Annotated in this window: 7 protein-coding genes; 4 read left to right on the forward strand and 3 right to left on the reverse strand. The window is 39.7% G+C overall.

Features of this window, described 5'->3' with window-relative positions:
* Window positions 1-17: 17 nt before the first annotated feature.
* A complete protein-coding gene (locus tag JNG87_RS14740; RefSeq protein ID WP_202839147.1) occupies window positions 18-7,043 on the reverse strand; it encodes a type I polyketide synthase in 7,026 nt (2,341 codons plus the stop codon).
* Window positions 7,044-7,972: 929 nt separating this feature from the next.
* Complete coding sequence (gene glsA, locus JNG87_RS14745; protein ID WP_202839154.1) at window positions 7,973-8,986, reverse strand: glutaminase A; 1,014 nt, start codon at window positions 8,984-8,986, stop codon at window positions 7,973-7,975.
* Between the two features lie 533 nt (window positions 8,987-9,519).
* Here glsA and JNG87_RS14750 point away from each other — a divergent pair.
* The 3 genes from JNG87_RS14750 (at window position 9,520) to JNG87_RS14760 (ending at window position 17,188) form a co-directional block, all read left to right on the forward strand.
* Entirely contained in the window at window positions 9,520-14,412 is a 4,893-nt protein-coding gene (locus tag JNG87_RS14750; protein WP_202839157.1) for a PKD domain-containing protein, read from the forward strand.
* 70 nt (window positions 14,413-14,482) lie between these two features.
* A complete protein-coding gene (locus JNG87_RS14755) occupies window positions 14,483-16,345 on the forward strand; it encodes a T9SS type A sorting domain-containing protein (protein ID WP_202839159.1) in 1,863 nt (620 codons plus the stop codon).
* A 144-nt stretch (window positions 16,346-16,489) separates the two neighbouring features.
* Window positions 16,490-17,188 carry a DUF1826 domain-containing protein gene (locus tag JNG87_RS14760; protein WP_202839161.1) on the forward strand — a complete coding sequence of 233 codons (699 nt, stop codon included), beginning with the start codon at window positions 16,490-16,492 and terminating at the stop codon, window positions 17,186-17,188.
* Window positions 17,189-17,302: 114 nt separating this feature from the next.
* On the opposite strand, the gene JNG87_RS14765 is transcribed toward JNG87_RS14760, so the two are convergent.
* Window positions 17,303-18,562 (reverse strand): hypothetical protein, encoded by a 1,260-nt coding sequence (locus tag JNG87_RS14765; RefSeq protein WP_202839163.1) that lies wholly within the window; start codon window positions 18,560-18,562, stop codon window positions 17,303-17,305.
* A 203-nt stretch (window positions 18,563-18,765) separates the two neighbouring features.
* On the opposite strand from JNG87_RS14765, the gene JNG87_RS14770 reads away from it, so the two are divergent.
* Window positions 18,766-19,140: a hypothetical protein gene (locus JNG87_RS14770; RefSeq protein ID WP_202839165.1), complete on the forward strand. Its 375-nt coding sequence runs from the start codon at window positions 18,766-18,768 to the stop codon at window positions 19,138-19,140.
* Window positions 19,141-19,269: the final 129 nt, after the last annotated feature.

Below are 19,269 nucleotides of genomic sequence, written 5' to 3' on the forward strand. Positions count from 1 at the left end.
TTTGTTTATACAGTGTTTTACCAATTATTTCCTGACATGATCAGCACCTGGCTTTCTGTTCCGTATTTAATTTCGTTAAGGAAGATTTCTTTTCCTTCATCCAATGGAATCATGGAAATACCTCTGCGCTCGTACTCAGATTCCAGGGTGGAAGAGACCATTCCGGCTCCTTTCCATGGGCCCCAGTTGATAGAGATCACTTTTCCTTTTAATCTTTTATTTAAAGCTTTCGCGTAATCATCCAGTACACTGTTGGCGGCCGCATAATCGGTCTGACCTTTGTTACCGTATACGGAAGCAATACTTGAGAATAATACCACAAACTGGCAGTCTTCACGGAGCTGTTCCGCCAATACACGAAGTGGTTTTACTTTGGTATCAAATACACGTCCGAAGGAGCTTGTGGTCTTTTGTTTGAATAATTTATCTTCTAAAAGACCTGCTCCGTGGATGACTCCATCCAGACGGTTGTATTTCTCATAAATACTGCTGATCAGATTGCTTAAACCTTCTTCGTCACAAAGATCCAGTGATTGGTAAATGATAGTGTTTCCAAGGTTTTCCATGTCACGGATAGTACGCAGGATCTGATTATTTTTGAAAATCTTCGTCGTTTCTTTTTCTATTTCTGCAGGAGAAGTGAATTGACCAGACTTGATCAGGAAACCTCTGATTTCTTCTTTGGTTTTCATCCCCTCAAAGTCTTTAGCCGAAAGCTCATTTCTCGGGTCTGCCGATCTTCCTACCAGAATATAGGTGCAAGGATAAGCCTGAGACATATGTTTTACCAATTCAGCAGTGATTCCCTGTGCGCCTCCCAATACCAATACCACAGATTTTTGATCTAGCTGGATATGGGCCTCATGTAAACTCGTGGATAATGGAGAAGGAATGATGTCTACCTGGTGTCTCTGATCATTTTTATAAATCACTTCAGCAGGTTTATCGTTGGTAAGGATCTCTTTCAATGTAATTTCAGCAATCTGATCTACTTCCTGAGGGGTGCTCAGGCTGATGAGTCTGCATGTTGTATTATCAAATTCTCTGGCTAAACTTTTGAAAAGTCCCGGATATCCCTGATGATGACGTAATATACTTGCATCTGTAATTTCCTGAATATGTGCAGGAATATCAGAAATAAGATATACCCATTTTGCTTTATCAAAATCCAGTTTCTTGATCAGATCTACATGATCGATAATACTTGGTTTATCAACGGCAGAGAATAGGTCTAACATAATTAATCCGTCGATATTTGAAAGATCTTTATCCGTATCTACTATTTCTACGATAGCTCCATGTTTTTCCAGAGTTTCTTTGATCGCAGAAGTTTGTTTGCTGTTATCCTGTGTAATGGCAAAACGTTTTCCCTGCAATACTTCAGTATTTTGTACTTTAGAAACATCAGTAGGAGTGATGTCAAAACGAAGACGTGACAATACATTTTGAGTTGGCTCTGTAGTATTTTCTTCTTTCGCTTCCGGAACTGCTTCGTTGGTTTCCCCATTCATTTCGCTGATCCAGCTTGCCAGACCACGAAGGGTTTTAATGGCCGCCAGTTTTTCCATCACATCATCAGCCTGTTCAAGGTTTTGACCGAAACCGATTTTGGTTTTAAGATCACCGATAATTTCCATACGTTTAATGGAGTCTATACTCAAATCTGCTTCCAGATCCAGATCCAGACCCAGCATTTCTTTTGGATATCCTGTTTTCTCACTTACTATATTCAGAATCGCATTTTGAAGATCTTCAAGAGAAAATGCCGGTTGAGCCTGTAGTTTTGAAGCTGTTGATTCGGCCGCAGATCCATTTTTTTCTGTGGCAGCAGTTGTTTCAGCACTTGAGAATTCAGTAAGCCATGAAACTAATCCGCTTAATGTTTTTATACCTGCCAGCTGCTCCATAACGGTGTCTTCGCTGGTGTTTCCGTTGCCCAGAGTTCCCAGTTCGTTACGAAGTGTTCCGATGATCTCAACTCTTTTGATAGAGTCGATACTTAAATCCGCTTCCAGGTCCATTTCCATACCCAGCATTTCCTGAGGATATCCTGTTTTGTCACTTACCACCTGCAGTAATAAGGATTTGATATCTTTTGAAGGAGCCTGTTTCACGGCTGCAACGGCTACGGGTCTTTCCTGCTGAACAGGCTGAACCGGAATAGCAGAAACTGGCTGTTGAGCCGGAGCCTGCACCGGTGAATGATATACAGGAGCAGGAAACGCCTGAGGGTTCTGTCCTATAAAGGAAAGCATCACATCGCGTTGTGCTTGTATCATTAATTTCATACTGTTTAAATATTCCTGCAGCATACGTTCAGCGGTAGATTGCGCTTCAGCTGCCGGTGCCTGATGATTCGTAGTAAAATTGTTCATGGGAATAGGGTTTATGAGTGGTAATGCACCATTAGATGGCAGATTACCATGAGTTGGATGGGCAGTCTGCCCGTTAACACGCCAGATGGCTGGACTTTTCTTATAAAGCTCAGGTTGGTTTAGATCAATAACCTTCACGTTTCGGCCATCAAAAAGTTTTTCAATATTAAAGCTTCGGCCGGTTCCTAAATATTGTGCCAGCATACAAAGCAGGTGACTGAATTTATTGTGGCTGTTGTCTTCAACATATAAGGTCAGCTGATCTTTTTCCAGACAGGACTTGGTTAATCCGGTAAGAACTTTTCCCGGTCCTACTTCAATGAAGATTCTTGCTCCGTCATTGTACATGGCCTGCAGCTGTTCTACAAATCTTACAGGCTGTACCAGGTGGTCAGTAAGTCTTTCTTTTATTTCTGCCGGATCTGCGGGATATACTTCTGCCGTGGTATTGGACCACACTGGAATCTGCATTTCCCCAAAAGGAATATCTTTCAATACCTCAGCATATAATTCCTTGGATTTTGCTAACAACGGACTGTGGAATGCACAGGCGACTTCCAGTTTTTTAGCAGAAATCCCTTCCTGTTTAAGTGTCTCAAGCAGTTTATTGATCGCATCCGTATTTCCGGCGATCACACATTGTGTTGGCGCATTGAAGTTGACAGGATAACATCCTTCTATTTTCGCAATAATCGGTTGCAAGCGTTCCGCTGTAGCGCTTGCTGCCAGCATTGAACCCGGATCTCCTCCTTCCACAGAATTTAAAATAGACTGAGCTCTCTGAACACTTAAATCTACCAGTTTATTTTCATCAAATACTCCTGCAAAGCATAAAGCCGGAATTTCACCGTAGCTGTGGCCTGCCAGCATATCCGGAATAATACCCAATGATTCTAAGAATCGAGCCAATGCAAGGTCTACAATTCCTAAAAGTGGTTGTGCTAAACGGGTATCTTTAATGGTTTCTTTCTGTTGTTTTACATCAGCCTCATTAAAAGTTTTAGATGGGAAAACCACTTTTTCAAGCTCAGGATAATTATCAATAATCTTACGCATGGCCGGGAAAACGACAAATAAGTCACGGGCCATATTGATTCTCTGGCTGCCTTGTCCAGGGAATGTGAACGCTACTTTACCTTCTTTTTTATTCACGGTAAATGTATCTTTAGTCTCAATCCCTAGCAATACCAGCTCAACCTTCATCATCAGATCTTCAACCGTATCTGCCACAATGCTGAACTGGATAGGCTTTTCTGAACTGATGCTTAAGCTGTAGGCAATATCCTGTAACGGAATACCATCATTAATTTCTAATAAAGTTTTAATCTGACCGGACTGTTCTTTCGCTTCTTCATATGTATCTCCACGGAAAACAAACAGTTCTGAAGGCCATGACTGCATGGCAATTGAATCATCCTGCTTTGGATGGTTCGCAATAACGGTGTGGAAGTTTGTTCCTCCAAATCCGAAAGCACTGATCCCTGCATAACGGTTTTTCTCTGCCCATAATCCACTTTCTGCATGGAAGGCAAACGGACTGGTTTCTGCATTGTAATACGCGTTAGGCTGCTGAAGGTGAAGGGTAGGTGGCTTTACACCATGATAAACTGCAAGAGAAGCTTTGATTAATCCTGCTAATCCTGCTGCACATTTTGTATGACCAATCTGTGTTTTTACAGATCCTAAATGAGTCTGCCCGGGTAATGCCCCTGAACGGCTGAATAAATTAGTCAGTGCACTTAATTCGGTTTTATCACCTACCACCGTTCCTGTACCGTGAGCTTCCACTAATCCAACAGATGCAGGGCTTATACCTGCCTGGGTGTAAGCACGTTCTAATGCTCTTACCTGACCTATCTGTCTTGGAGCGGTCAAGCCCAATGCTTTACCGTCACTGGATCCTCCAACGCCTTTAATTACTGAATAAATACGGTCTCCATCACGTACGGCATCCTCATATCTTTTTAAAACAAGGATGGCAATACCTTCTCCAAGAGCAATACCGTCTGCATCACTGTCAAATGTAGCACATCTTCCTTTTTTGGATAGGGCATGCGTGCTGGAGAACATCAGATAATCGTTAATTCCATTGTGTAAGTCTGCCCCTCCGGCAAGAACCATATCAGATTTTCCTAATACAAGTTCCTGACATGCCAGATCAATGGCTGCCAAAGAAGAAGCACATGCTGCATCTACCGTAAAGTTTCTTCCGCCAAGGTCTAATCTGTTCGTAATCCTACCTGCGATTACATTTGCCAGAATACCCGGGAAAGAATCTTCAGTCGTATGTGGGAAGGCTTCTTTTACTTCTTCATGAAGTTCTCCGAAAACCTGCTTATAATATCCTCTGAAACTATAGCTGTTGGCAAGATCATTTCCTCCTTCAGCACCTATGATGACAGAAATGTTTTCTCTGTTGATGTGTTTTTCTCCATATCCTGCATCTTCCATGGCACGCTTGGCAACCAATAAAGTTAACAGTTGAGTAGGTTCAATAGCGGCAAGAGATTGTGGTGGAATACCGAATGCCAATGGATCGAAATCGATTTTAGGAATAAATCCTCCCCATTTGGAGTGGGATACATCCGGTCCGTCAGAATCCGGATGGTAGTATAATTCCTTATTCCATCTTTCATCGGGTACTTCAGTGACACTGTCTTTTCCAAGAATGATGTTTCTCCAGTACTCATCAAGGTTTTTAGCTCCCGGGAAAATACACTCCATTCCTACGATGGCGATGTCCAGCGGTTTTTCCGTAGAAACGGGTTCTTCCGGTAATGCCGCCTCCTGAATATGTTCGTAATTGTCTACAACGCTTTGATGAAGTGCTGCCAATGAGATCACACGGTTCTGCATGGTGGCTACCTGTCCAATCATATACATTCCCAAATCCAGCTGATCCTCTTTAGGAATATTGACAAGCTTATCACCCTGTCGTTCTATGCCTTTAGCAGCAATACGTAAACGGCCTACATTTAATTTTTCAAGCTGTTCCCAGACTTGTTTTTTATCCATTCCGGCAGCAAGAAGTTTTGCTTTTTCGGTATTGAAATGGTGGGCAAAAGCTGTATTTAAACAACGGGTTTCGTGTCCTGGAGCTGTTTCCAGCAAGACCGTATCTTTCGCCTGCATAGCCTGGGACTGAAATTCTTCCTGAATGGCTCCTGTCTGTACAGCTTCATGAGTATACAGATAGGCTGTACCCATCAATACCCCGATTTTTACTCCTCTTGCAGCCAACGGAGCTGTCATGATGGAAACAAATGCCGTTGAAAAGGCGTTATGAATTCCCCCTGCAAAAAATACACTGATGTTTTCAGGATGCTCTTCTTTTAAAATACGTTCAATTTGTTTTTCCCAAAGAACTGTGCTGGACAGAGGTCCTACGTGGCCTCCGCATTCACGTCCTTCAAAAATAAAGTTTTTAGCTCCTTCTTTCAGGAAAATATCCAGAAGAGCGGGGGAAGGAACGTGTAAGAATGATTTTATTCCGGCTTTTTCAAATACTTTAGCCTGTGCGGGTCTTCCTCCTGCAATTAAAACTACCGGAGGTTTTGCTTCCAATATATAAGAGGTTTGCTCATCTCTTAATTCCTGAGGGGCAAATCCTAAAATTCCTACTCCCCATGTTTTTTCTCCGGCCAGCTTTTTGGTGTCCATTACCAGAGACTTTGCAGATTCTCCTTTCAATAAGGATAAAGCAACAAAAGGTAAAGCTCCGGCATCTGCTACCGCGTTGGCAAATGAAGGAACGTCACTCACACGGGTCATCGGGCCCTGAGCAATAGGATATTGCAGTCCCAGTTCCTGAGCTAAAGAGTTTCCTTTATCAATTACTTTGAGTGCTTTTGCCTGCTTCAGATGTCCGTACATGGCTTCTTTGAAACCGAAAATAAGTTTTTTCAGTGTTTTGAAGTCTTCATACAGATCTGTGGCCAGCGAAATGTCCTGTCCCATTGGAATGTAACAAGTGCTGAGATCCAGGCCTGTAAAATATTGTTTCAGATCTCCGGCAGTTGTATTCTCGGGTAAGGAAGGTGAGTTGGGTCTCACCAATACACGATGGTTGGCAATCACCTTAGTTTCTGTACCATTCAGTTTTGAGCATACTTCTTTGAGGTCCTGAGGAACTGAACTTTCGGGGAACAACGCTAGCTGGCTGTCCAGTACAATTCCTGTTGCTCCCAAAGCTTTTGTTGCCGCTGCGGTATGGAGACCTATTCCTCCCTGTACCCACACCGGAATGCTCTGGATTTCTTTGATCACACGCTGGAATAATACAAACGTGGATTCATAGCCTACCCATCCGCCTGCTTCATTTCCTTTGATAATGATTCCTTCTGCTCCCGCCTGTTCAGCCTGTCTTGCTTCTTCCAGACTGGTTACCTGATAAACTGCAGGCAGCGCAGAGGGCTTAGACATTCCGAATGGAAGGATCGCAAATCTTACCTTTTCAGGAATTTGAAGAGAGACGAAGTTGTCTGCAGAAAAATAAATACCATAAGATGGTACGTCTATCTGATCAAGTTGATGTAACGCTTCCTGTGCAGCCGTTATCTCATTTCCTAAACTTAAAACGGGAAATGCACCCGCCTGGTGTAGTCTGGATATAAGAGTAACGTCCGGCTTTTCAAAAGGCGTCAGTCCAATAATGGTTAAGTTTTTCATGGCGTGATAATTATTGAATGATAGCAGAGATTCATAACAACATACTTTGCCTTTCGGTAATAAGGCAATTGCTTATCATTATGATATAATAAAATTGGTTTTTGTTAGATCGTTAACGAATTGAATCGTTTTATGGTAATTATTCAATGATCTATTGTTCTGGAATAGATTGCATAGTACAAGGTTAGAGTCCGGTTGTTCAAAGGGCATCAGCCTGATTTTGGTCAAGTTTTTCATAGCATTTACGGTATTGGGATAGTTAATGTTATTTCATAACAAAACATCAATATCATTGGGATGTGCAATGATATTTTGTTATGATGAAATAAAAATAATAAAATTATATAATATGCTTAATCATAAATGCAATTTGATAACTATTTTTTAATGAAAAAAGTGTAATTATTCAAATGCTATTAAAGTATATTTATTGTTTTATTATTCTTAGAAACGTGACGATACAATCTTAGTAATTTTAACTATAACTATTTATAGTTAAAAAAATGTTAAGCAAATATAGGAATAAAAAATAAAATATTTCAAAAACAAGAGATTTGTTTTGAGTAATATTACAAAAAAATAATATACAGTGATAAGAGTCGGAAAGTGTAAGAATCTCCTTTGTCAATCTGATAAATGGACAGTGCAAATTTATATAAAATTAATCAATATATTGTGATTTAATTTAAATTATTTATGAATTTTTCCTATCCTTTTGATAAAGAAATAGATAGGATATTTTAAGAATAATTAATATATGTTTCCGAAATTCATAAAAAAAACAGTAAGTGTTTGATATGCTTACTGTTTCTTATGTGTCGATTGTTGTTGTTTTTGTTAATAAGCCATTGGCATGCTTTGTGGGATCATTGAAGTAAAATTCCTTTCAGTGAGCAGGATTGCAGGTGAGTTGTTGTTGGTTTAAAAAACTAAAAGATACTTAATCCATACTGTTTGGCCAGATCTAAAATCATATGATAGCCGGCCAGAGAATTTCCATGCTGGTCTAAAGCAGGACTGAAAACTCCGATTCCTATTTTTCCCGGAACACTTACGGTAATTCCGCCTCCTACACCGGATTTGCTTGGCAGTCCTACCATTCTGGAATATTCACCGCTGAACTCATACATTCCGGCAGTCAGCATTTGTGATTCTATCAGTTTGGCCATATCGGCATTTTTAAAAGTGGTATCTCCGTCGAATCTTACGCACTGGTTGGCAAAGAAATAACCTATTTTAGCAAGATCCTCAGCGGTAAGTTCAATGGAACACTGCTTGAAATAGTTGTCCAGCTGGTCTTCATTTCCCGAAATCAGTCCGCTGTTTTTCATAATATAAAACATTCCACGGTTGCGGTGTCCTGTTGATTTTTCAGATTCGTAAACTGATTTGTTGTAATCTATGGACGGGTTTTTGGTGATGTACCTTACCATATCCAGTATCTTCAGGAATGGTTTTTCTCCGTCACCGGAAATTAATGAAGTAGTAAGAATTGCCCCTGCATTCATCATAGGATTAAGCGGCTTTCCTGTAGTTTCAAGGTTGGAAAAATGGTTGAAAGGTTTGTCGGAACCGAAATATCCCATTTTATCAAAGATATTGGTTTCTCCTTTTTCATTGACAGCCACCATTAATGATATGATTTTGGAAATGCTCTGCATGGTGAATTTTTTATTGACATCTCCGGCATTGAATACTTTCCCATTTTTGTCTACCACTGAAAAGGCTATTGCTTTAGCATCCATTTTTCCCAGTTCAGGAATGTAATCGGCTACTTTTCCCTGGCTGTAATAAGCTCTGTTCTTCTCCAGGATACTGTTTAAGGTTTTGTCCGAAATGGTTGAGATATCTGCGGTTTTCTGAGCATAAACAATTGTGTTTAAGGAAATAAAAGCTGCTGTACAGATTCCTTTGGCAGAAAATAAAAAGCTGTTGTTTTTCATAGGGAAGGTGTATTCAAATATAATGTTGATGATAAGCCTTAAAAAACAAAGATAAAGTATTTTAATCTTGTCAGCAATTCTCTTTATCGTGGTTATGAATATCGGTGCAGGTGGGTATAGGTGTCGCTAATAGAAGAAGATTAAATTGTCGGATTACATGAGAAATTTTTAAGAAAAGAAATGGATAAAAGTTTGTTGTTTTACCTGTTTTTATATGTGATTAATTTTAATTTAAATTATTGTTTTAAAGTAAAAAATTAATTTTATTTAATTTTTTGTTGTTTGTTTTGGTTTTTAATAAGCTAAAATGAATGATTTTATTCTATCAAAATGAGGTTAGAGCGCCTACATTGACCGTAGCATAAGGATTTTTTTACATAACTAATATGTTGGTGAAATAGCATATAATCACGAATTTGTTTATATTGTTGAAATTCAGTTGTGAAATAATGTTATTTTTTCACGATTAAATGATTTTTGTATTATTATTTTTATTAATTTGACAAAAAATTAATAACACTTTTTTAATAACTATGAAAAACAACACCTACTTTGGCAGGCAGCACGTCTTCAGATGGCTCCTGCTATGTTGGCTTCTGGTACCCTGGGTACTGCAAGCACAAGCTCAAATTACATGGACCGAAGAGGTCGGTTGCCAGGAATTCCGTGGCGAAAAAGAAGGTCAGGTTCCTGACAACGGTATCGCCAGTTCCTACATCAATTCTGCGCAGTGCCTCCGCGTCTGCGAGAAATCGATAGACCCTGTCAAATATCTTGTTCAGGGATCCAACGTTTCTAATGTACAATGGTCAGTTTCAGGAGGAACTGCCACAATTTCCGGAACCGGAAATACCCTGGCGTATGTTACGTGGGGTGCCGCTGGTAATGGATCTTTACAGGCTGTTATCACATACAATGACGGAACTGTGGAAACACAGACCATCTGTATTGAAAAAATCAACAGACCTATTGCTAAGTTTGAATTGCTTAATCTGGATTACACGGTATGTAATAATACAACGGTGTATTTTGATAACCTTTCCGAACAAAACGGAGGGTCAGATATTGTCAATTATTTCTGGCAGTTCGGAGATGGAACTACTTCCACTTCCACAGCTTTTGAACCGTCTCATGTCTACACTAATCCCGGTAATTATACCATTCAGCTTACCGTAACCAATAAGTGCGGATGCCAGAGCAAGTACAGAAAGGAAATCAAGGTAGTAAAATCTTATCCTGTACAGATCAATTGTGCTTCTGTAGTATGTGAAGGAAGTACTGAGAAATACAATGCTCAGGATGGGTGTAACAAAGGACAATGGAAAGTTATTGGTGGAAACATTATAAACAATAACGGTAACGAAATTGAAGTAGTTTGGGATCAGGTGGATCCTCTGGACGGTTTCGGGTATGTCATGTATATGTCTGAATGTGCCTGCCCTGAATGGACTACAGTTAAAATCCCAGTGATTTTAAAGAATGCAAAAGTTAAAGGACAGGATAAAGTATGCGCCGGAAAGCAATATACCTATTCTATTCCTCAATGGCCTACGACAAAAGTTAACTGGAATGTATCCGGGCCTGGAACAGGGCTGCTGGTTAATACCCAGCAGAGAAATGAAATTGTTTTCTCGGCTACTCAGCCCGGAACATATCACCTTGAGGCCACCTACTACAATACTTTATTAGCTTGTGAAGGAAATGCCTCAATTGATATCACTGTTGAACAGCCTGTAACGATAAGCGGCGGTACGGATGAGATCTGTGCGGGAACAAGCCAGACATTTACAGCTACCCCTAATGTACCTGTTATCTGGAAAGTAACTACCGGAGGCTCTACTGTGACTTCGGGAGTAGTATCCGGGCCATTCAGCTATACTTTTAACACCGCGGGAACCTATACTATCGTTGCTGTGAAGCAAGGAGGAGATTGTGAAAGTAACCCAAGAATTATTAAGGTATTACCAATTCCGCAGCCCCCTACAGGAACTATTTCAGGTGAGACAAAAGTATGTCCTGGAAAACCTTATGTGTATACCATCAGTTCAGTGGATCCGGGAATGGTTCCGGTTTGGAGTGTTACTAACGGAACAATCCAGGGTAGTAATGCAGGATCTTCTGTAACGGTTATCTTTAATACGGGTGCTTCATCCTATTCAGTATCTGCACAGAATAAATCGATGAGTAATGCAGGATGTCTTTCTGCTCCGATTTCGTTCAGTGTAGCGCCGTTAGACCTTAATACCATTACGGTTAATCCTAATCCGGGCGGACCTTTCTGTCCGAGCAGCACACAGACATTTACTGCAAATCTGAACGGTATTGTTCCTGATTTTATGGAATGGACATTCGCAAGTCCTAACTTCGGAAGTGTTGTAGGAGGACAGGGTACCAGTAACATTACTGTCAACTTCAACGAAATCTCTACAACAAGCAGCACTATGCTGAACCTGAGAGTTGTAAAATGTGGAGTTACAAAAATCATCAGTGTTCCGGTATCTTTATTACCGCTTCCTGTGGTAAGCTTCACAAATGTTGGAGGAATCTGTTTAGGTTCCAACCTTACATTCTCTGTTAATCAGGGATCAATCACTTCAGCAACGGGTGTAACTTTCACTTTTGCAAACGGAAATACCTATAATACCACTTATAATCCATCAGGAAATTACAGCTTCCCTAATAACGGATATATTCAAAACGGATCAGGAAGTAACGTTTCTCAAACGGTTACAGTAACTTATACAGGAACTAACGGATGTAACTATAAGCCTACTGCAAGCGCAAACTTTACAATCTATCCTGAAACTATTATTACAGTTTCTCCGGTATATAATATCCTGGTATGTGATCCTACAACAATGACACCGTATACGCTTACGGCAAATAGTTCTACAGGACTTACCAATATTACTTCCTGGCAGTGGTTCCAAAACAATTCACCTATATCAGGTGCTACAACCAACTCATACACCATAGGCGGTGCAGGTGCTTTTGGAACTTATAGAGTACAGGCTGTAGATATTAATGGTTGTGTGGTTTCTTCACAGAATATTAATGTGAGCCAGCTTTGCCCAAGCAGCGGAACTTGTAATACAGATCCTCAGATCAACTTTACAGCTGCGTGGTCAGGTTGTAATACAATTTCAACATCAGGGTTAACGTATAACGGAACTCCTGATCAGATAGAATGGTCATCAGACAACGTACTTACTTTAACTTCTCCTCAGGGACAGCCTACAGCAACGTATCAGACTACACTTGCAGGAGCACATATTGTTTTTGTACGTTTAAGATATGGTTCATGCTGGTACAGCAAAGCAGTAGAAGTAAGAAAGAACTACGAGCCTAAATTCAGTGTAAGCACGGTGTGCAGCGGAGGCGGATATAATGTGACTCTGTTTAACAGTTCTACTATATTTGAGATTAACCAGTCATCTATTACGTATACATTCACCAGCCCGGGTCAGCCAACTCAAACAGGACAGACGGCTACTTATAACAACCTTGCGCCAGGTACTTATACCTTCACCATGACAATGTCTGCGCCAGGGAAACCAGCGTGTACCACTACACAGACGATTACATTAGCTCCGGTTCCTAGTACCAGCTTCCTGGTTCCGGCATGGCTATGTGTACGTGAACCTATTACATTCACTGCACCGGGATACAACTCGGCTAATACCTACACATGGCTTTTTGATGGTACAGCGTATGTAGCTTCGGGAGCAACTGCTACGGTTACCTATAATACAAGTGGTGCCAAGACAATACAGCTAAAAGTAACTACTCCTAACGGATGTGTATATATTTCACCAATTGCAAACATTAGCGTGAATGAAGCTTCCATTGATGGTAATATTTCACCTGTTAACGTAGTTGCCTGTGCAGGATCTGTTCCTACACTTGTATTTAATGGTTCGGTAGGAACTGCCAGCCAGTATATCTGGATGAATGGTTCACAGCCGGTGCCTGGAGCTCCAAATTCAATGACATTCACGCCTACTCAGTCGGGAACTTACTGGCCGGTATTGGTATCACCTGATGGTTGTAAAACAAGCATCATGAGTACTAAACCTGCAACAGTAACGGTTAAAAATGCTCCATATGTAAATATTTCTGGTAAAGCTACTATCTGTGCAGGATCTTCTACCATACTGACTGGTCTTGTAACAGATAATACATTAGAATACCAATGGAAGAAAGCAGGTTCAGTAGTTATACCATGGACTTCTGCTCCTTATCCGATCACTCTTAATACAGGATCATTAGCTGCAGGTACTTATGTTTATACTCTTGAGGTAAGAACTCCGGGTACATCAGGATGTGTAAGCTCTAAAAACTTTACCCTTACGGTAAGTAATCCGCCATCATCTATTACGGCAACGTATAGTTTGGTAAGCTGCCAGCCTTATAAAATCCAGTTAACCGCATCAGGACCATCTACAGGAAATTATAACTGGAGTAATGGAATGTCTGGTCAGACAATTACAGTCAATGAAGGTGGTGTATTCCAGGTTACTTATACTGCGCCAAGCGGTTGTAAAGTATCCAGCTCTGTAGAAGTACCATTAAGCCTTGAAAGCCTGATGTGGGTATTCCCTACAGGATGCTATGATGAATGTCTTAGAGAGAAGAATTACATTATAGGACCAAAAGGGGTATTTGATCATCATGACTGGATGTTGTTCGGAAACAGTATTCAAACCGGGAACAATAACTTTATCTTCCCGTTATATATCGGCTCTCCTGGTACATACCAATTACAGGTAAATCACTTAGGATGTCAGTATACATCAGGAACCATGAATTACTATCCAGGTAAAGATTGTGGATACGAAACAGATTGTAAGATTGAAGGAGATATTAAACCAATGAAGTGGGTAGGAGACCATTACTCTGTTTCTGGTATTATTCACAATGCCGGAGGACAGCCAATAAGTCTTAACGTTTCAAGTGTTAACGGATACGGAACTTATATTCCGTCTATTATTACCATTCCTGCAGGAGGGGTATATGATTTGAATGCTAATCCATTAGCTTTCTATCCAAATCCGAATTTCCAGGGCACAGACGAGGTTTTATTCTATAATGAGACATGTAAGTTTAGTACCAAAGCGGTAGATCCGGAATGGATAGGCATGAGAAGTGCATCAAGAAGTGTTACCGCTGCTGCTGTTTCTTCTCTGAAAATGATACCAAATCCTGCGAAGGAAAAAGTGAAAATCTCATACAATACAGGTAACGAAAAGTTACTGGCAAAACAGATTACAGTTTTTGATGCCATGGGCAATGTCAAATTCCGTAAAGAAGTGAAAGCGGCTTCCGGAGAGGTAGACGTGGAAGTTTCCAGCTGGCTGCAAGGCGTTTATATCGTTATTGTACAAACGGGAGACACATCATTACAAGGGAAACTAATTAAAAATTAGTGACTTATAAATCAGTGTTCTCTTCGGAGAGCACTGTTTTTTATAGTATGTGATAATTAAATGAATTTATATGATACAACTAAAAAACAAGCTTTGGGGATTACTATTGATGTTGCCGGTATTATCTTTTAGCCAGACTTACCAGTGGCAATGGGCAAAACAGGCCGGCGGCCAATCCGGTTCTGCCGATCCGGGGTTTAATTACCAATTTGATGAATCTATACGGGATATTGTTGTAGATAACAATAACAACACCTATTATCTCGCAAGTGTATGGAATGGAGGCCAGAATCTGAATGGGGTAGCTGTACCTAATTATGGACTACGTGATCTTATTTTGTTTGCTACGGATTGTCAGGGTAATGCACTGTGGTCTACCGTTATTGGCGGATCAGAAGATGGTGAAAATGCCTGGCATATTGAAGTGGATAATAATGGTGGTTTATATGTAATGGCTACTCTTTATAATAATTCTTACAGCGGCGATCCTACCGCTCTTCCTATGCATTTTGATGCTACTCACACCATGCCTTTGTATACCTATTATGATCAGACAGTAGAACCGGCGCATAAAGCGGCATATCTGCTTAAATATAAAACTTCTGACGGAACATTGGATTGGAGTAAAGCTTTGCAGGGAGATGTCAGTTATCTCAGCAGACGCTGTGATGTTCAGATGATGTATATGGATTCATCTAAAAATATTCATGCTGTGATGGGTTTCAGAGCAGGAAATCATTTAAATGGTTTAATTACCGTGCCTTCAACCTTCACTACCTCCTTTCAGTACTATCTGGTTAAATTCAACTATGATAACGGGAGTATGACACCTGCAACGCCACTTTTGCTTCCTATAAGCGGAGGACTGACTGCAGGAGGAACTGATGGTAAAGTAAATCTGCTGTACGATGAAAGCTTAAACAGATATTATCTGGCAGGAAAAAGAATGGTAGGAAACTACAGCAGTACTATGGAAAGTCTTTCGTACAATAATATTCCTTTTACAAAAAATGCCTATATACTTGCGTTTAACGGAAGTACCGGAGCTGAATTATGGAGAAAAGAATTTGACAATAGCTTACCGGCATTTATGGATGATGAAATTCATTCCGTAATCAAAGGTTCAGGTTCTTCAGATATTTATATTTCCGGACGTTATTTTTCAGGAACAGTTCCTACCACTTTCGGAAACTATTCTTTTCCTGTACAAAATTATCAGGGACAGACTCCTTTTGTGATGAAGCTGAATGCTGATGGAGCTGTACAATGGGCAAAAGTTCCGGATGGACTTACAAGCTTTTCTGCGTACCGTTTCATGAAAGGAAAACTGGCACTGAACGGAAATGAACTGGCCTTCGCCAAAGGAAGCTGGAATGAGATTTGGGGAAGCTTTTCAATGACACGTCCTAATTCAGATTTATCAGATCCTTTGCTGGTACGTTTCAATAAAGATACGGGTGCAGTAATTGGAACCGGAGAAATTCATAGTAATTTTCAGGTTCAGGATGAATTTACAGCCATTGCTGTAGATAAAGATGGAAACTATGTACTGGGAGGTCTTTTTCATGACCAGCTCTTTACAGATTCCAATGATAATGTTAATACCATGACAGTAAATGTGACGGGAGGAAAATCCCAGTCTTTCATTACAAAATATTCCAAGTCAGCATGCAGCCAGATGTCGGCAGAGGAAACAGCCGTACAGGCAGGAATTCAATTATTCCCGAATCCGGTTCAGGATGTGCTTACCATCAGGAGCAAAGAGCCTTTGGTATCTTATGAAATCTTTGGAACTACGGGACAACTGTTAAAACAGGGAACTTTGAATATGATGCAGGAACAGATCGTATTATCTTCTCTTCAGACAGGAGTATATTATATTAAACTTAAAACAAAATCTTCAACAGTAACAGAAAAGATACTGAAGAAGTAAAAAACAAAACTGAAAATCAATAACCTTATATATAAACAGCATTCTTTAAAAGGATGCTGTTTTTTTAGCCTTCACCTTATGCGATTGAGAACCTATTCCGTATTTTTGTGCAGAATTAAGCAGCTAAACTGTTTATTCCAACCTATGAGCACTGCATTTTCCGGCCATGATCAAATTGAGGTGGTTTCTTCTTTTTCTGAACTTGTCAATACCCATTTTCAAGGCGTTATGAATGCCATTTGCTGGCATAGGAATTTAGTGGGTGACTTTAAAGAAATTGTCACAAAGCTTCAGCTGAAAGATGATATTACAGAAGTTTCCGGCGAAGATCTTTTAGCATTGGAATTGTCAGAAGAGGGAAGTATGGCTAGAGAAATTATTTTAAATGACCTGCAGTTATTGACAGATTTCGGAGCTTCTCCGGTTCTTAATTTGCTTAAAAATTATGAGCGGGACGAAGAACTTGGTTTTATTTCAACAGATGTATACTCTTATCATGTAGACCTTTCGCCTGTTGCAACAGATACTTTTCTATGCACTTATCACGGAACAGCGAGTGATATCATCGCTAATGATCAGGTGGAACAGAAAATTTTAATTCCTGAAGTCCGGGAACAGCTCAAAAAATTACATAATGGCACTGAAGACGAATTTGAAGACTTCCTGAAAGAGTATTTCTTTGATCTTCATTATCAGCCTAAGCCCGATGCAGAGCCTGTCAATTTAGGAATTGGCCATCTTTGGCGCATTGCAGTAGATCATCCTGAGCAATCCGCTTTGCCTTGTGTTCACAGGGCACCCGTGGAAAATGATGGTGAATACAGGCTTCTCCTGATTTGTTAATTCAATTTGCATCGAAATCATGAGGTCATGAAAAATCCAACATCATCAGGATATTGGATTTCATCGTTGATAGACCGGGTTACATATCAGTTATTTATTTTCAGAAGATCAGCTTTACCATTTTATTTTTATTTTGGGAACGACTTTTTTTATTTCTTTGGCGACATTAGTTCCTGCTTTCCCAAGCTCGTTACTGATGTTTCTGACCACTTTTACCGCTTCATGATTTTTCCCGGGGCCGTATTGTAAATCATGAACAGTCGTATTCCATGTTTTGACGATATCGTTATTAGGACCAAACTGACCTTTTAAAGCGTCTCCAATCTGGTTTAATCCTTTAACAATCGTATTATTTTTTCCGAAACATCCATTGTCACCACCAACTCCGTTTGTTAGACATTTATTTAATTCTCGGTAGGTGAGTTGGCCTCCCGCACATCCTGCAAATGCATACGGCTGGCCTCCGGTGCTTACCGCACATTCCACGGCTATTTGAGCTTCCGTATTCAGATTAAGTTTACCTGCTCCATAACACACGGCAGTTCCCATAAAAGATATTTCACCACTGTTGGCCTGATCTTTAAAGCAGGAAACTAATTGCTTGAGTTCAGGATCATTGACTTTATCAGCGAAACAAAGAGGATACATTTCATAATTGCCGCCATATTCTTTATAGCACTTCAACATATCCTGAGTAATCTGCTTTTCTTTTGAACCTCCTAAAATACTGAGCATACAAAGGCTTTGTTCTTCCATGGTAGCAGAATTTTTGGCACATTTATAAATTTCAAGCTCTTTCTGTCCTGCCATATTCGTTACCATACAGTCCCCGAATTTCAACTGGTTTAAGGATCCGTCAAAATTCAAAGAATTTTTATAACAGTCCACGGCATTCTGCTCACTGGTCATCATGACATCCCCATAAGGTTTTTGCTCGTCAATAATCTGGGTGGGTAAAGGTCTTAATCCGTCAGCGGTTTCAATTCCTATCTGATGATCATATGTAGGCTTTGGCAGATACATAACCGGCTGCGGAGGAACAGGAATATTGGAATAACCCACGACGCGGTATCCATATCTGTAATCTAATTCTATAATATTTTTATTAAAATCCAGAAAAAAAGCCTTTTGATAAGGAACGGCAGACGGTAAGCGCAGATAATTAATTCCGGTCTGATCATATACGGCCTGGCCTGCATTTCCCGGATTGCCATCCTGAACAATCACCCCTGTATTGTACATCGTAAAAGACTGACCATAAGTAGTCAAAAACATCTGCCCGATTGGATAAACCTGCGCAAACATTAGGGAACAGAAACTCATCAGTGAAATCAGCACACTTAAAATGGATAGTTTTTTAATAATTGCGTTCATGATACTTATTTTTGATAAAGGTACTCCTGCAGACCGATACCAAAACATTACCCTTTTTCGCTATTTTTGAAGTCTGTATACAAAGCTTCCTGATTTTAGAGATCGGACGTTTCAGGAAAGCAGCAGATGGGCTGGGTTTGGATGCATATATAAAGATTGCTTTCCCCAATCCTTGCTCATATTAATTTTTAATACTCAATCTTATGAATACAATTTTACAAATAATACTTCTTACCATTATATTTTCAAATTCAATATTTTTAATGTTGGAAAAAAATATATCGTCCTTTAAAATATTTAAATTAAGTTGGATTATCGCATTAATAGATATTTTAGTAATCTTATTCTTTTTTGAACTAAAGCAATCTATTATTCTTTATATTACCTTTACATCAATTATTGTTGTATTTACTTTAGGACTAAGAAGTTTTGTAAATACTTATACTGCTAATACGTTGCAAAATCATGATAATAAAAAACGATTGGTCAATTTCTTCGCCTATTTTTTACTCTTCTTTTTAGTGATGCTTACAATTGGTGTTATGAAAAATCTTTTATTTGATTCTCCTTTAGAATAAATGGTTTAGAATTATGATATGAAGTATATCCCACTAAGGGAATTTTCTCTTGCTTCGCAAAGTCTCCTGACTTTGGAGCAATAGTAAAGTTTTTCTTTTGTAATATCCTCCAAAGTCAGGATAATTCGG

Source organism: Chryseobacterium cucumeris (assembly GCF_016775705.1).
Lineage (GTDB): Bacteria > Bacteroidota > Bacteroidia > Flavobacteriales > Weeksellaceae > Chryseobacterium > Chryseobacterium cupriresistens.

Bases quoted from the DNA above. Each gene is read 5' to 3' on its own strand.
- JNG87_RS14740 (WP_202839147.1), bottom strand. From the start codon at position 7,043: ATGAAAAACTTAACCATTATTGGACTGACGCCTTTTGAAAAGCCGGAC.
- JNG87_RS14760 (WP_202839161.1), top strand. From the start codon at position 16,490: ATGAGCACTGCATTTTCCGGCCATGATCAAATTGAGGTGGTTTCTTCT.
- JNG87_RS14770 (WP_202839165.1), top strand. From the start codon at position 18,766: ATGAATACAATTTTACAAATAATACTTCTTACCATTATATTTTCAAAT.
- glsA (WP_202839154.1), bottom strand. From the start codon at position 8,986: ATGAAAAACAACAGCTTTTTATTTTCTGCCAAAGGAATCTGTACAGCA.
- JNG87_RS14765 (WP_202839163.1), bottom strand. From the start codon at position 18,562: ATGAACGCAATTATTAAAAAACTATCCATTTTAAGTGTGCTGATTTCA.
- JNG87_RS14750 (WP_202839157.1), top strand. From the start codon at position 9,520: ATGAAAAACAACACCTACTTTGGCAGGCAGCACGTCTTCAGATGGCTC.
- JNG87_RS14755 (WP_202839159.1), top strand. From the start codon at position 14,483: ATGATACAACTAAAAAACAAGCTTTGGGGATTACTATTGATGTTGCCG.